The organism is Pseudoalteromonas sp. APC 3694, from assembly GCF_030407565.1.
Taxonomy (GTDB): domain Bacteria; phylum Pseudomonadota; class Gammaproteobacteria; order Enterobacterales; family Alteromonadaceae; genus Pseudoalteromonas; species Pseudoalteromonas tetraodonis.
The window spans coordinates 23,656-38,235 of record NZ_JASDDE010000021.1 but is presented as its reverse complement, the minus strand read 5'-3'; the positions used below and the strand labels follow the sequence as shown (position 1 = coordinate 38,235).

General features: G+C 38.7%; 13 protein-coding genes. 10 read left to right on the top strand and 3 right to left on the bottom strand.

The window, feature by feature from the left end; translation table 11 throughout:
- The first annotated feature begins 3 nt into the window (after window positions 1–3).
- Together QMA00_RS09300 and QMA00_RS09295 are read left to right on the top strand one after the other, a co-directional pair.
- Complete coding sequence (locus QMA00_RS09300) at window positions 4–756, top strand: Nif3-like dinuclear metal center hexameric protein (RefSeq protein WP_008114252.1); 753 nt, start codon at window positions 4–6, stop codon at window positions 754–756.
- A 344-nt stretch (window positions 757–1,100) separates the two neighbouring features.
- Complete coding sequence (locus QMA00_RS09295; RefSeq protein ID WP_076922529.1) at window positions 1,101–1,670, top strand: VTT domain-containing protein; 570 nt, start codon at window positions 1,101–1,103, stop codon at window positions 1,668–1,670.
- Between the two features lie 128 nt (window positions 1,671–1,798).
- Here the strand turns inward: QMA00_RS09295 and QMA00_RS09290 are convergent, their stop codons facing one another.
- The 3 genes from QMA00_RS09290 to QMA00_RS09280 form a co-directional block, all read right to left on the bottom strand.
- Window positions 1,799–2,563: a YdcF family protein gene (locus QMA00_RS09290; protein WP_076922534.1), complete on the bottom strand. Its 765-nt coding sequence runs from the start codon at window positions 2,561–2,563 to the stop codon at window positions 1,799–1,801.
- A 54-nt stretch (window positions 2,564–2,617) separates the two neighbouring features.
- A complete protein-coding gene (locus tag QMA00_RS09285) occupies window positions 2,618–3,505 on the bottom strand; it encodes a LysR family transcriptional regulator (RefSeq protein WP_008114241.1) in 888 nt (295 codons plus the stop codon).
- A gap of 959 nt (window positions 3,506–4,464) precedes the next feature.
- Complete coding sequence (locus tag QMA00_RS09280; protein WP_076922530.1) at window positions 4,465–6,834, bottom strand: EAL domain-containing protein; 2,370 nt, start codon at window positions 6,832–6,834, stop codon at window positions 4,465–4,467.
- A 203-nt stretch (window positions 6,835–7,037) separates the two neighbouring features.
- Between QMA00_RS09280 and pyrC the strand changes: the two genes are divergently transcribed.
- The 8 genes from pyrC (at window position 7,038) to QMA00_RS09240 (ending at window position 14,525) form a co-directional block, all read left to right on the top strand.
- Window positions 7,038–8,078, top strand: a complete 1,041-nt coding sequence (gene pyrC / locus QMA00_RS09275; protein ID WP_013465206.1) for a dihydroorotase — start codon at window positions 7,038–7,040, stop codon at window positions 8,076–8,078.
- Between the two features lie 419 nt (window positions 8,079–8,497).
- Window positions 8,498–8,701 carry a cold-shock protein gene (locus tag QMA00_RS09270; protein ID WP_004588138.1) on the top strand — a complete coding sequence of 68 codons (204 nt, stop codon included), beginning with the start codon at window positions 8,498–8,500 and terminating at the stop codon, window positions 8,699–8,701.
- A gap of 854 nt (window positions 8,702–9,555) precedes the next feature.
- On the top strand, window positions 9,556–10,326 hold the full coding sequence (locus QMA00_RS09265; RefSeq protein ID WP_013465204.1) for a DUF3450 domain-containing protein: 771 nt from the start codon (window positions 9,556–9,558) through the stop codon (window positions 10,324–10,326).
- A gap of 6 nt (window positions 10,327–10,332) precedes the next feature.
- On the top strand, window positions 10,333–11,697 hold the full coding sequence (locus QMA00_RS09260) for a MotA/TolQ/ExbB proton channel family protein (RefSeq protein ID WP_013465203.1): 1,365 nt from the start codon (window positions 10,333–10,335) through the stop codon (window positions 11,695–11,697).
- Window positions 11,697–12,221, top strand: coding sequence for a MotA/TolQ/ExbB proton channel family protein (locus tag QMA00_RS09255; RefSeq protein ID WP_008109346.1), 525 nt, complete (start codon window positions 11,697–11,699; stop codon window positions 12,219–12,221). Before QMA00_RS09260 ends, QMA00_RS09255 begins: the two co-directional genes overlap by 1 nt.
- A 14-nt stretch (window positions 12,222–12,235) precedes the next feature.
- On the top strand, window positions 12,236–12,640 hold the full coding sequence (locus tag QMA00_RS09250; protein WP_006792384.1) for a biopolymer transporter ExbD: 405 nt from the start codon (window positions 12,236–12,238) through the stop codon (window positions 12,638–12,640).
- Window positions 12,640–13,254 carry an energy transducer TonB gene (locus tag QMA00_RS09245; RefSeq protein ID WP_036982309.1) on the top strand — a complete coding sequence of 205 codons (615 nt, stop codon included), beginning with the start codon at window positions 12,640–12,642 and terminating at the stop codon, window positions 13,252–13,254. Before QMA00_RS09250 ends, QMA00_RS09245 begins: the two co-directional genes overlap by 1 nt.
- A gap of 11 nt (window positions 13,255–13,265) precedes the next feature.
- On the top strand, window positions 13,266–14,525 hold the full coding sequence (locus QMA00_RS09240) for a tetratricopeptide repeat protein (protein WP_069439632.1): 1,260 nt from the start codon (window positions 13,266–13,268) through the stop codon (window positions 14,523–14,525).
- The last annotated feature ends 55 nt before the right edge of the window (window positions 14,526–14,580 follow it).

Genomic DNA, 14,580 nt, shown 5'->3' with positions numbered 1-14,580 from the left:
AGTATGCAACGTAGAGAATTTAATCAATTATTAAACACCCTGTTAAAGCCAGAAACCATTAACGATTTTTGTCCAAACGGGCTTCAGGTAGAAGGTAAAGATGAGATACGCACCATAGTAACGGGTGTAACGGCAAGCCAAGCACTTATTGATGCCGCGATTGAAAATAATGCCGATGCCATTTTGGTACACCATGGCTATTTTTGGAAAGGCGAGTCACAACCTATCACTGGCATGAAAAAACGTCGTGTGGCTGCGCTTTTAGCTAAAGACATCAATTTATTTGCCTATCATTTGCCATTAGATATTCACCCTGAAATGGGTAATAACGCACAGCTGGCGCAATTGCTCGATATTGAAATTGAAGCAGGCCTTGAGCCAACTAACATCAGTGTAGCGATGAAAGGACGTTTAAAAACACCGTTAACGGGCAGTGAATTTGCTAAAAAAATAAGCCAAGTGCTTAAGCGCGAGCCACTAACGAGTTTAGTACGTACTGATAAAATTGAAACCATCGCTTTGTGTACAGGTGGCGGGCAAGGGTATATCGACTTAGCAGCCGAGCAAGGTATTGATGCTTACTTAACTGGTGAGGCATCAGAGCAAACCATTCACAGCTCACGCGAGCAAAATATCGACTTTTTTGCCGCAGGCCATCACGCCACCGAGCGCTACGGTATAAAAGCATTAGGCGAATATCTTGCTAAGCAACATGGCTTTGACGTGACATTTATTGACATAGACAATCCTGTGTAAACACCTAGCTTAAAAGTAATTTTATAAATAACCTACTTGTAACGTATTTAGGGTAGGTTATTTAAAATATAGCGTTCTAAATAGCTAATTTATCAAACTATGGTAAGTCAGTATGTTGATTTTTTATATACCCGCATACCCTTTTATCCTTTTTGTGAGTTAATTATTTTTGGCTTTATACATCCAAAAAATTGAATAAACGTAATAGGTATCAACTTACGCTCAAAGCCACGATTACATCCATTCTTATATTGCAAAAAACACAGATCTTTCGCTGTACTTACCTCGTTTAAATTACAATGTTACTTTGCTTGCTACTAAGGTAGTTACTTTAAAGGAATGAAATGGAAGGGGTATTAGCTTTAATTGAGCAGTACGGGTTGTTGGTTTATCTGTTATTTTTTGGTTATTGTGCGTTAAAAAGTGGTTGGCTACCTTTGTTCGCAGGCTATGCTGCACATACTGGCGCACTAGATGTTGGTTTTGTTGCTTTGGCTGCTTTTATGGGTGGCTACTTGGGCGATGAATTACGCTTTGCTATAGCAAGAGCGTATGGCGCGGCATCGCTTGAAAAACCAGGCCGCCTTGGTCGATTATTTAAAACACCCAGTGAGCTTGCTGAACGCCATGGCACAGCCTACATTTTTTTATATCGTTATCCTAAAGGATTACGCACGATTGGTGCCCTTCCCGTAGGGCTTAAAGCAATTAGTTGGCGCCGTTTTAGTGTGTTAAATGGATGCTCTGCACTGCTATGGGTTATTGTTTTAGTCGGTGGAGGCTACATTTTCGGTGCTACTTTTGATGCTTTAAGTGTTGAGAATTTAACAGCACTAAGTCTGCTACTTCTTTGCGTATTTTTAGTGACACTGTACCGGCTTTGGAATAAAACAGCTGAGGTTAAAACCCTCTAAAAATAACAAAACACCCAACGCTACTATAAACGAATATTCAGTTTGATTTTTTCATAACCCCCTGTGTAAACGCAAATAATTGCGGTTTTTTAGGGGGAGTTTATGCAGCGTAATAAGCGTTAACTTAATTAAAGTGCTTCAGGGTTAATTGTACGGCGTACATTTATCCACGCATTGCCAATAACTTCATGAGCATACTGGGTGACTACTAGTAGTGCTTTTGCATTGGGTATGAGTTGTTTATACCAAGGGAAAGTGGCAAAGTTGTGGTAATCGGTTGCGGCAGGGATAACGTTAATGCCTTGCGCATTAAATAAATTTTTTGCTCTGGGCATATGGCTTACTGAGGTGACTAAAGCGACCTTGTAATCAACGAGTTTTGAGGCTAAAAGTTTTGCCTCTTGGGCGGTATCCATTGCGTTTGGATTTTGCACAATACGATTTTTATTAATACCTAAGCTAATTGCGGTTTTATACATTAACGCGCTGTTGGTGACTTTTTCATACCCCCCACCTGAAACAATTAGCTGCGCATGGGGATAAATGTTAGCAAGTCTTATTCCTTCCACCAAACGAGTTAACGCACAATTACCTAACTGGCTGTTAGCACTCAATGCAGGGTTGGGGTTTATGTCACAGCCAAGCACCACAATTTTATCTATATTGGGGTGTTTAAGATAATTAAATGCAAATGAGGTTGGTTGGCTATTTTTAATCAGTAAGTTGGCCACCAAAGGGGTGCTGGCAAGTAGCAAAGTTACAAGGCTCATTAAAGATAAAGCGATTGCGACCTTTCGTTGTTTGAGCGCAAAAATAAGTAATATTAGGCTTACTAAACCCAACAAAGGTAACGGCATGAGCAAGCCGCCTAGTATTTTTTTTAGTTCAAACATAATGAGCAACATGGTTAAGTATATTTATTAGCATGTTACTCATAAGTTTAAGGTTTATCGACCGTTATTTAATTTACAGGTGTTTAAAAAGTGACGATAAACTGGATTATCTTTCATATCTTTTTTCATCGCTAAGTACATTGGACGCGTTAAACCAAGCGCGCCCAGTGGAATTGACTTAATTAACCCTTGGCTTTCATACGGGGTTACTAACCAATCGGGTAAGGCGGCCACACCCATACCTGCACTGACTAATTGAAATATAAGTAAACCTTGATCAACCGTTTTTAGCGTGCCGTCAAAACGCGCATTTTGGATGAAATGCTTAAATATATCCTGGCGCTCACGCGGAATAGGGTAAGAAATAATAGTTTCGCTTTTCAAATCAAGCGCAGTTACATAGGCTTTTTTCGCTAAGTCGTGATCTGGTGCCACAATCAGTTTCAGCTTAAAGTCAAACAAATGGGCGTATTCAAGTTTGTCAGGGTCGCGAATATCTGATGTAAGCACGAGATCTAATTCATCATTTAATAAGTCTGGGATAGCGTCGTAACTAAAGCCACGCTCGTAATCAATTTTTATATCAGGCCAAAAGTTATTAAATTCTTTAATGGTAGGCAATAACCAATGAAAACAGGCATGACATTCAACACTTAAACGCAGCTGCGAAATAGGCTGGTTTAGACTTTCTTTGAGTCGGCACTTGGTGGCTTCTAATTTAGGTAATATTTCGTGTGCTAATTCAAGTAATAACATACCTTGAGGTGTAAATCGGACTGGTTGAGTTTTACGCTCAAACAACTGGCAGTCTAATTTGTTTTCTAAATCTTTGATTTGATGTGATAAAGCTGACTGAGTTAAAAATAGTTCGCGAGCTGTATTGACGAGAGAGCCCGTTTCCTTAAGGGTAGCAATTGTTTTTAAGTGTTTAATGTCAATCATCTTTAATAAATCTCATAGATATGGTGAGTATAGCTCAGATTCATTACATACTACGCCTTTACAAAAACCGTTTCAACGTCTGGACGGCTATAAAATTGCACTTTAGTGTGTTTTTTACTGTGAATATTAAGTTTTTTAACTTTGCTGAGTAAAATAGTGTTTAATTTTTTATATGTTGTTGAATTTGTCTCATGTTTATTTGAGTTTTTTATTAATGATTATTGTCCTGGTAACAGATAACTTTATTGTTATGTAACTCTCTAAAATAAGTAGGTTATAGCGCGACATTAATATTTAACCTGAACTCTGGATAATAAATCTATCTCAAGCAGCTATTTACAGCGCTAACTACGTTGAATTTACTTGCAATAGGCGAGCTATTGACGCGTAATTTCGCCTTGTTTTCACTGGAAATCTCTGGCTAGAGAAAATAAATATAAATATCAATTTTGATTCAATACGTTAGTAAATCTCTTAACCAAAGTTCAGGTTATTTAGATGTTTCATAGCGAGGTTAAAATGTTAATTAAAATTTACGGCGAAGGGTTTGGCAGGCAAAAGCTCAGTAAACGCAACTCGGATTCAAAGGATACACGATTGAAAAAAGCAGCGAATGCAGGGATTTAATGATTAGCCGCTACTCATTGGCGCACATTAATACTAATTCGTATACGTCTTTAAATAATATAACGTATTAAAGCATTCTCTAATGGCGTTAAAGATTTTACTGAGAACAATGTGACATAAAACTAATTATAAGGTTTTCTACTGGTTAAATAGACCCTTACTTAAGTAAGTAGTTATAAGGCAGAGTGTAAAAAGCTGTAAAGTGACGTCGCATGAGTTAGTGTTGGCAAAATAAGTCATATAGCATTCAACAGAACAGCCAGCTAATGGGCTGGCAAAAGCGTGTAAGAAATTACTGTGATTTTTAAAAGCCAGCAACCCTGGCTTATTAATTAAAGAGGGCTATGTATTAGTAAAATAGCTTCTTTTGCTGTAACAGGTTTAGACTTTAAAAAGCCTTGGCCATAATCACATTGGGTTTTTTGCAAAATAGCGAGTTGTTCAGGGCTTTCTATCCCTTCTGCTATAACAATAAGATCTAATGAAATGGCTAAGGTTAAAATAGCATCAATCAATGGATTGGCCGTGGTTTTTAAATTATCGATAAAGCTTTTATCAATTTTAAGGACATGAATAGGCAGTTGATGCAAGTAACCAAGGGCAGAGTAACCGGTGCCAAAGTCATCTAAACAGAGCAATACTTTTAAAGGCGACAATCCTTGAATAATTTGTGTTGCTAACTCTAAGTTTTCAATCAATCCCGATTCGGTTATTTCTAGACATAATGAGCCTAAAGGTAGTTGATGTTTTTTGTAGATCGCGTGAAGCTGATCTACAAACTCTAAACTTGCGAAGTGGCGAGATGAAACATTAACCGTAACGCGTAAAAAACGATGCCCTTGTTGTTGCCATAAAGCGATATGCTGTGCTGCAAGGTCGAGCAAATGCAAATCTAAATTAATAATCTGCCCCGTTTTTTCTGCAATGGGGATAAAGTCACCTGGCGATACAAACCCTTTTCGTGGGTGATGCCAACGTACTAAAGCTTCAAACCCCATAACGTCACTGCTAGTAATGTTAAAAATAGGCTGAAAATACAGTTCAAACTCATTATGCTCAATACCGTGTTGTAAATCATTTTCAAGGTCGGCATGTGTTTTTAACTTGTTACGCATGACATTATTAAAAAACTTAACTTGGCCACGCCCTGATGATTTTGCTTCGTACATAGCCGCGTCTGATTGCTGTAATAAAACAAATGCTTCATCGTTTACATTATCGCTAAATGCAATGCCAATACTGGTAGAGGGTTGCAGTAAATGACCATCAATATCAATGGGATCTGACAGGGCGGTTTTTATTCGAGCGAGGGCATCGTTTACTTGGTCATGATGACTGAGATTTTCCATAAAAATAGCAAACTCATCGCCACCTAAGCGAGAAAAGGTATCAGTATTGCGAATGGTTTGAGTAATCAATTTACAAATAGCAATTAAAAAATAGTCACCTACTTCATGGCCTAACGAATCATTAATACTTTTGAAGCGATCGAAATCAAGGTAGAGCAGAGCATGAAAAGTACCTTTTTTTGCACGATTCAAGCGTAAAATTGCATGCTTCATTCTTTCTATTAGTAACGAACGATTGGCAAGCCCTGTTAGTTCATCATGCAGTGCTTTGTGCTCGAGTTCTTGGCGGGCTAAATGCCTGTCTATAACCATACTTATTTGTCGGCTCACATACGTCAACAGCGAGCTATCATGTTCGTTGTAGTAATGTTGCTTGTCATAGCTTTGTACGACAATAACGCCACTCATGCGCTCATTAACTTTATATGGCACACCAAGCCAAGAGTCTGCTAGTTCACCGACCAATTTAAAGTGGCCTTGCTCTATATAGTGTCGGTATTGCTCTTTATTAAGCAGTAAAGGGCGCTCGTTAATTAATAAATAGTAAGAGGCTGTTTCTTTTAACTGATCTTTTGAAATAATTTTATGTGTGTTTGTTTGTACACCGCCTTCAACGGTATAGACAAAATCTAGAACATCTTCTTTTTTATCATACAAAGCAATAAAAAAGTTACTTGCATTAAGAAGGCTATCAATAATCACATGCAGCGATTTAAAAAAGGTATCTAAATTTTGTGCTTTATAGGTTAAGTTAGCTATTTGCAGTAGGCTACTTTCTAATTTTTGCGCATTATTAAGTTGCCGAACGGTATCTTGCAAGCTGTTGACGGTATTCACTTGATTTATTTTTGCGCTTAGTAAGTGGGCAACGGTAGTTAAAATTTCTAAATGTGAACTGGTAAAGTAATTTTTTATTGGGTGTTCACAGTCAATTACGCCGAGTACTTTATCTTTATATATTAAAGGCACACACAGCTCTGATTGTGCAGGGCGCTCATCAGCAATGTAGCGGCTGTCTTTAGTTACATCGCCTATTATTAACGCTTGCCCAGTTGATGCAGCATAGCCCGTTATCCCCTCATTAAAGCGGATTAACTTTCGTTCTGACTGGTAACTAGTGTGTTCGTTTTCAATACCCATAGACGCCACTTGATTTAGCGTAGATTGGCTGTCATCGGCTAAATAAATCACGCAGTCGACAAATCCAAGTCGATTAACAACTTGTGTGGTGACATAACTAAAAAGCGCTTCTAACGTATTCAGTTGCAATAAACTTGAGGAGAACTGATTGATTATACTCAATTGTTCCGTTTTAGTTTCGAGCGCTTTAGTAGTATCGATAGTGTTCGACATAGGCAACGAAGGTAGGCCTTATAATTATTAAAGGTACATACGTTAACCTAATATTAACCTTTCTACAAAATAAAACGATAAATGAGAAGCGTGAAGTGTAAAGTTTACTTTATATATAGTATCTAAGGATTATTTTTAATAAGGTCTTTACTCGAAAACCCCATATGCCTATGATCAGTTAACTTAAGCATTAGGATTTTACGATGACGAGCAAAATGACAACTTTAACGATTACTAGACCCGATGATTGGCATGTACATTTACGCGACGGGGATCAGCTAAAAGATACAGTACGTGATATCAGTCGTTATATGGGCCGCGCGATCATTATGCCAAACCTAGTACCGCCAGCCACGTGTACTGAAACCGCATTATCGTACCGAGAGCGCATTATGGCAGCGAAACCTCAAGGGCAGTTTGAGCCACTAATGGTACTTTATCTTACTGATAAAACGACACCAGAAGAGATAAAAAAGGCAAAAGCAACGGGTAAAATATTTGCAGCTAAATTGTACCCAGCGGGTGCAACCACAAATTCAGATTCTGGTGTAACATCGGTTAAAAATATTTATCCGGTGTTAAAAGCTATGCAAGAAGTTGGCATGCTGTTACTCGTCCATGGTGAAGTAACCGACTCGTCTATTGATATATTTGATCGTGAAAAAGTGTTTTTAGAGACTATTCTAGGCGATGTTGTCGCTGACTTCCCTGAGCTTAAAATTGTTCTTGAACACATAACAACGAAAGATGCGGTAGAATTTGTAGAAAGTGCCTCTGATAACGTAGCCGCTACAATTACTGCGCATCATTTACTATACAACCGTAACCATATGTTAGCAGGGGGCATTCGCCCACATTATTATTGCTTACCTATATTAAAGCGAAACATTCATCAGCAAGCACTTATGGCGGCGGCAACGAGTGGCAATAAAAAATTCTTTTTAGGCACTGATTCAGCGCCACATTATAAAGATAAAAAAGAAGCTGCATGCGGTTGTGCAGGTGCTTACACTGCACATGCTGCTATTGAACTTTATGCTGAAGCTTTTGAAGAGGCTGGTGCGCTTGATAAGTTGGAGGGCTTTGCAAGCCATTTTGGTCCAGATTTTTATGGCTTAGCACGTAACACCGACACTATTACCTTAGAAAAATCGCCTTGGACAGTGCCGGCAAGCTACTCGTTAGGTGACTCTGAAGTAGTACCAATCAAAGCTGAGAGCGTTATTGACTGGCAAGTTAAATAGTAATATTTAAACACTAAACTTTAAACCACCTTAAATTCAAGGTGGTTTTTTATTTTAAGTGGCTAAAAAACATACTGATAAAAACTATTTTAAAGCAATTGTAATCTGTTTATAAAAAATACAATGTTTTGCTTGTTATTTTCTATAAAAATTAAAAGGTTACACCGTAGTTAGTAAAACAATGAAACTTCAAAAATAAATCCTAATTAATAGAGCTAAAAAAATTTTAATGTGTTAATCTTAATTGGCTTTGAGTTTTTGCGTATTGAATTACGGTATTGTGCTGCGTTTAAGGTTACCGGTTTGGTTATTACTTCTTCCTGTACTATCACCTCCAGTTTTTTGGGCATTGACTCAGGGAGGATATTGCCATAATTATATGGCTGAATTTTAATTATTGACTTACAGGAAAATTTAGTATGTCGGTTACTGGTAAAGTAAAATTTTTCAACGAAGCTAAAGGCTTTGGTTTCATTGAACAAGAAAATGGTCCTGACGTGTTTGTACATTTCAGCGCAATCACTGGTTCTGGTTTTCGCACTCTTAGCGAAGGTCAAGCAGTGACTTTCAGCATCAAGCAAGGTCAAAAAGGCCCTGAAGCTGAGAACGTAGAAGTAGCATAATTTATTATGTGAACCTAAGTTCATCTTGGTGAAGCAGTTTTCTGTTTCACCATAATTCTTAAATAATTATCAACTCTATTTTTAATCTCTCTGTATTGCCTTTGATTTCTGATATCCGTTATTCATATTTTTAACTCCGATATACCAAATTAAACTTAAACCTTTATGGCTAGTCCGTTGTTGGCCAATGATCGCCTAGCGATTTAAATTTAGTCTACTGCTTGATGTAAGTTTAATTATATTGAGTTCATTAAAGTGCGTAAGATTGATATTTCTCCATGGAAAAATATAAAAAATCGGCAGGATATTAATGATCAGTAGAAACAAAAAACACAGGTGTTAATAAAAATGATTCTTTGTAATCTATTTCCCCTCCTTTGTATTGCTTTTTAGATAATCGGCACGTCCTTATTGCTATGCGACGAATGCGCGAATAATAACGATTAGCTGTATTTTTAGCTTAAAAAGTCTCAAAAACCACTAAAAAAGAATATTCGGGACAGAAAATAAGCTTATTTTTAATTTTTTTTCAGCCACGATTAAGTTAATTTTAAATGTTATATTTTTGTTTACTTTAACTAGGTGGTTTATCAGTATTCTTACTATATCTGGCTTTGCTGAAATTGCATTTGTCACGTTAGTTACGATAATGTTAATTTTTTTGTGTGAGCCCTTTAAATATCTTACAAACAAGCTGATTTATTTATAGGTTATGCGAAACATGAAGTTGACATGACTTAATGCATTTAGCATTATTGGTAAGTTGATATCTATTAAAAGATATCAGGGTTGTCTTCCCCTTGCGGGTTGATAATTAAATTATAAAAGTAACATTACTTAATTGGTTGGGAACTATGTCTGTTAAAATCAGAAAGAGTCTTGTAGCAACTGCGTTGGTTGGCGCTTTTGCATTTGCAAGCAGCAATGTGATTGCAGATCCTTTGAATGACGTGCAAAAAGCAGGTCAAACAATTCAAAAGGCTGCGGTTAAGTCTCAAACTAAAATTGACAATGTATATGGTCAAACTCAGGAGCTAATCGCTGAGTACCGTAGCATCGTTGATGAGACTGAACTTATGAAAGTGTACAACGATCACGTAGCACGTTTGGTCGCTGACCAAAATGCGTCTATCGCATCGTTCGATCGTCAAATCGCGACTATCGATAACACTAAACAAAACGTTGTGCCTTTGATGTATCGCATGATCGATACGCTTGAGCAATTCATCAAAGCGGACGTTCCATTTAACCTTGAAACTCGTCTTGGACGTGTTGAAAGATTACGTGAGATCATGGCATCTGCATCTGTAACAACGTCTGAGAAGTTCCGTCAGGTACTTGAAGCGTACACTGTTGAAACAGCATACAGTTCAGCTGTAACTGCTTCTCAAGGTACTTTAGATGTTGATGGTCGTAGCATTAACGTTGATATCGGTCGTTTAGGTCGTATCACTTATGTAGCGCAATCATTCGATCTAAAACACGCTTGGGTGTGGGATAACAACACTAAACAGTGGAAAGAATTAGGTGAAGAATACCTAAAACCTGTTAAAGAAGTGATCCGTATGGCACGTAAGCAAGCCACACTAGAACTTGTTAAACTACCAATTTTTGGCGCGGAGTAATCAATAATGAAGAAACTATTTAAAGGTTTTGCTGTTGCAGCAGTACTGTCTGTTTCTGCCGGTACCGCGCTTAATGCACATGCAAATACTGATGCTTTAGATAAAATTCTTGAGCAAGTAAAGCAAGAGCGTATTTCTGAAGGGAAAATCAATAAGCAACGTGAACAAGAGTTCTTATCAGATCGTGCTGATAAGCAAGCGTTACTTAACAAAGCGAAAAGCCAATTAGCTGCTGAAAAAGCACGTGGTGATCGTCTTAGCAAAGAATATGCACAAAACGAAAATACTTTAGCGGAAAAAGAGCAAGCTCTTCAAAACGCGCAAGGTACGTTAGGTGAAATGTTTGGTGTTGTTCGTCGTGCAGCAGCTGACGCGATTGGTTCAATTGAAGCATCTTTAGTAAGTGCTGAAAAACCAGGTCGTGCTGAAGTACTTCGTTCATTAGCTGCGGCTAAAGAACTTCCAACAGTTCGTGAGTTAGAAGAACTTTGGATTTCACTTCAAACAGAAATGACTGAATCAGCAAAAGTTTCAACGTTTGAAACTGAAGTTGCAGGTCTTGACGGTAACCCGTCAATGAAAAAAGTAACACGTATCGGTAACTTCAACTTAGTTACAGACGATGGCTACTTAATCTACTCACCAGAGACTAAGTCTATACAGCCTCTAGGTAAGCAACCTGACAGCTATATCTTAAAAGGTATTTCTGATCTAGAAGGTACTTCAGCTGATAATTACGCTGGCGTATACGTGGATCCTACACGTGGTGCAATCTTACGTATCAACACGCAGAAGAAGTCTCTTATGGAGTACTACGAGCAAGGTGCTGAAGTTGGTTACATCATCACCGTATTGCTTGCTGTAGGTCTTTTAATCTTCTTAGTACGTTTCGTTGATTTAGCGCTTACTACTTCTAAGATCAAAGCTCAGCTTAAGAACTTGTCTACACCGAATACAAACAACCCATTGGGTCGTATTCTTAAAGTGTACTCTGACAACAAAAATCAAGATGTTGAAAACCTTGAGCTTAAACTTGATGAAGCGATTCTACGTGAAACGCCACGCATCGAAGCGGGTATTAACATCATCAAGATCCTTGCTGCTATCGCACCATTACTAGGTCTACTAGGTACGGTAATCGGTATGATCCTAACGTTCCAAACAATCACATTGTTCGGTACGGGCGATCCGAAGATCATGGCTGGTAACATCTCTCTAGCACTTGTAACTACAGCGCTAGGTCTAATTGCAGCACTACCACTTATCCTACTTCATTCAATTGTTGCAGGTCGTAGTAAGTCGGTACTACATATCCTTGATGAGCAAAGCGCGGGTATCATCGCGACTCACGCGGAGAAGGAGAAAGCCTAATGCTAGTCCTGATGGAGATCTGGGAATCTATCAGGGATTTTGTTGGCACAGGCGGCCAGGTTTTATACGTGGTCGCGATAGCACTCTTTCTTATGTGGGTTTTAATGATTGAGCGCTATTGGTTCTTACTTGCTGAGTTTCCTCGTTTAACGAAGGAAATTGTAGCTAAGTGGGATGCCCGCCAAGACACTACGTCTTGGTACGCACACAGAATCCGTGAAGCATGGATTTCTGAAGCGTCTGAAAAATTAGATCAGCGTATGTTGTTGATTAAAACATTAGTAGCTATATGTCCTTTAATAGGCTTACTTGGTACTGTTACGGGTATGATCGCGGTTTTTGAAACCATGGCAACCCAAGGTACAGGTAATGCACGTTTAATGGCATCAGGCATATCAATGGCAACAATCCCAACAATGGCTGGAATGGTTGCGGCACTATCTGGGGTATTCTTTAGCTCACGCCTTGAGGCAAGAGCGAGAATGGTGAAAGCCAAGCTTGTAGATAGTATGCCTCATCACTAGAGAGAGAATTAAATATGGCACGTAAACAACGTTTTCGTGAAGAAGAAGAAGCAGCGGTAGATATGACGCCAATGCTTGACATCGTATTTATCATGCTTATTTTCTTTATCGTAACTACATCGTTCGTTAAAGAGGCTGGTATCGAGGTCAATAAACCAAAAGCTGCCCAAGCTACGAAGCAAAAAAATGCTAACATTTTTATTGCAATTCGCAGTGACGGTGCAATCTGGATTGATAAACAGCAAGTTGATGTTGAACGTGTTTCAGCAAAAATCGAAAGTTTATTAGCAGAACAACCTACTGATGTTGTAATTTTGCAAGCTGATAAAGAAGCAAAACACGGCACAGTGGTTAAAGTGATGGACCAGATTAAAGCGACGGGTGATAACCTGAGAATTTCAATAGCTGGAGATCAGTAATGATTCGTTTTCTGTTTTCACTGATTGCAGGTGGGGCAGTTACTTTCGGCTTGTTCTACTTCATGGCATACCTCATCTCTGGTGGGGCTGACCGTAATACGGAACAAAAAGAGCAGATCATAGTCGAAATTATGACGAATCCGCCTGAATCTAAGGTGCAGGAGAGGAAGCGTGTACCGCCTCCGCCTCCGCCACCGCCAAAGCAGCCGCCTAAACCGCAGCCGCCACAGCCGGAAAATAGCAACCCAAGTACGAGCTTGTCGTTTAATATGCCAAGTATCGATGTGGGAAGCACGGCCGGTGGACTAAGTGGTCCAGGTGCATTTGGACGAGATGGTGATGCGACACCTATCGTTCGTATTGAACCAAAATATCCAACACAAGCAGCACGTGATGGTAAAGAAGGTTGGGTTCAACTTTCGTTCACAATTGATGAGTTAGGTGGCGTGATTGACGTTGAAGTTATTGACGCAGAACCAAAACGTATCTTTGACCGTGAAGCTAAACGTGCATTGCGTAAGTGGAAATACCGTCCTAAGATCATTGACGGGAAACCACAAAAGCAAGTTGGTTTACAAGTTCAACTAGACTTTAAACTTAACCAAGGCAACTAAGGAGGCGAGTAATGAGAAATTTTTCTAAAGTAACTGCACTTGCAATTCTTATGTCTGTGTCAGGTGCATCATTAACTGCACCTGTTTTAGCGGCGCCAGATTACGCAAAGATTGAAGAGCGTAAGAAAGCAAAAACTAAAATCATGGGCGAACGTACTGGTAAAAAAGTAATTAAAGCGTTCGATTTGTATAACGAAGATGATGTTGATGGTGCAATAGCGTTATTGAAAGAGTTAGATCCGTCTAATGACTTTGATAAAGCAACTGTTAATCGTTACTTAGGCAGCATGTACGCTCAAAAAGAGCAATACAAAGTTGCAATTAAGTATATGAAAGCAGCGATTGCACCGGATGTATTGAACTTTGCTGATCAGGCTCAAGGTTTAAAAACCTTGGGCGATATGTATGCGGGTACTGAACAATACAGTGCTGCCAAGCAAGCATATTCTGATTGGATGGACTTCACAGGTGAAGAGGACCCGAAAGTTTACACTCGTATTGCGCAAGCAAGCTATGAGCTTAAACAATTTGATCAGGTCCTTGAACCGGCAAACAAAGCAATTGAGTTAGCTGAAGAGCCAAATAAAGCTCCTTATCAACTTAAATTAGCTGCCTATTTTGAGAAAAAGCAATATCAAGATATGGTTAAAGTTGCAGAAGAAATTGTTCGTGTATGGCCTGAAGACAAAAAATCTTGGGTAGGCTTAGGTAAGTATTATTTACAAACCGAAGACTACCAAAAAGGTCTAGCAACTATGGAAGTTGCATACAAGAATGGTTACTTCGAAAACGAAGTTGAATACAAAGTACTAGCTAACTTTTATTCTTTAAACGAAATTCCTTACAAAGCAGCAGTAACGCTTGAAAAGGCTGTTAAAGAAGAGAAAGTAAAACGCACTAAGCAAAATATTAGCGCGATTGCTAGTAACTACCATCGTTCGAAAGATATAGAGAAAGCTGCTAAGTATTACGAAGAAGCTGCTAAATTTGATGACGACGCTGAGCTCTACCGCAAAGCAGGTTCATTACTTTTACAATCTGAAAAATTCAGCGCTGCTGTTGTTCGTTTGAACAAAGCATTAGAGCTTGGCTCTGATAAAAAAGGCACTATTTATTCAGATTTAGCTGAAGCGTTTTACTACCAAGGTAAGTATAAGCAAGCTTATGCTGCTATTACTAAAGCCATGGACGACCCAAGCACACGTAGGTTTGCTAAAGGTTGGGCTACATATATTAAAGATAAAGCCGCTCGCAACGGTGTTAAAATTTAGTATTTAATGTACTCTAGTATTTTTAAAAAGCCCCAATGGGGCTTTTTTTATTGGA

What these genes read in the sequence shown, in the direction of transcription:
- QMA00_RS09300 (WP_008114252.1), top strand. Translation starts at nt 4, where the DNA reads ATGCAACGTAGAGAATTTAATCAATTATTAAACACCCTGTTAAAGCCA.
- QMA00_RS09295 (WP_076922529.1), top strand. Translation starts at nt 1,101, where the DNA reads ATGGAAGGGGTATTAGCTTTAATTGAGCAGTACGGGTTGTTGGTTTAT.
- QMA00_RS09290 (WP_076922534.1), bottom strand. Translation starts at nt 2,563, where the DNA reads ATGTTTGAACTAAAAAAAATACTAGGCGGCTTGCTCATGCCGTTACCT.
- QMA00_RS09285 (WP_008114241.1), bottom strand. Translation starts at nt 3,505, where the DNA reads ATGATTGACATTAAACACTTAAAAACAATTGCTACCCTTAAGGAAACG.
- QMA00_RS09280 (WP_076922530.1), bottom strand. Translation starts at nt 6,834, where the DNA reads ATGTCGAACACTATCGATACTACTAAAGCGCTCGAAACTAAAACGGAA.
- pyrC (WP_013465206.1), top strand. Translation starts at nt 7,038, where the DNA reads ATGACGAGCAAAATGACAACTTTAACGATTACTAGACCCGATGATTGG.
- QMA00_RS09270 (WP_004588138.1), top strand. Translation starts at nt 8,498, where the DNA reads ATGTCGGTTACTGGTAAAGTAAAATTTTTCAACGAAGCTAAAGGCTTT.
- QMA00_RS09265 (WP_013465204.1), top strand. Translation starts at nt 9,556, where the DNA reads ATGTCTGTTAAAATCAGAAAGAGTCTTGTAGCAACTGCGTTGGTTGGC.
- QMA00_RS09260 (WP_013465203.1), top strand. Translation starts at nt 10,333, where the DNA reads ATGAAGAAACTATTTAAAGGTTTTGCTGTTGCAGCAGTACTGTCTGTT.
- QMA00_RS09255 (WP_008109346.1), top strand. Translation starts at nt 11,697, where the DNA reads ATGCTAGTCCTGATGGAGATCTGGGAATCTATCAGGGATTTTGTTGGC.
- QMA00_RS09250 (WP_006792384.1), top strand. Translation starts at nt 12,236, where the DNA reads ATGGCACGTAAACAACGTTTTCGTGAAGAAGAAGAAGCAGCGGTAGAT.
- QMA00_RS09245 (WP_036982309.1), top strand. Translation starts at nt 12,640, where the DNA reads ATGATTCGTTTTCTGTTTTCACTGATTGCAGGTGGGGCAGTTACTTTC.
- QMA00_RS09240 (WP_069439632.1), top strand. Translation starts at nt 13,266, where the DNA reads ATGAGAAATTTTTCTAAAGTAACTGCACTTGCAATTCTTATGTCTGTG.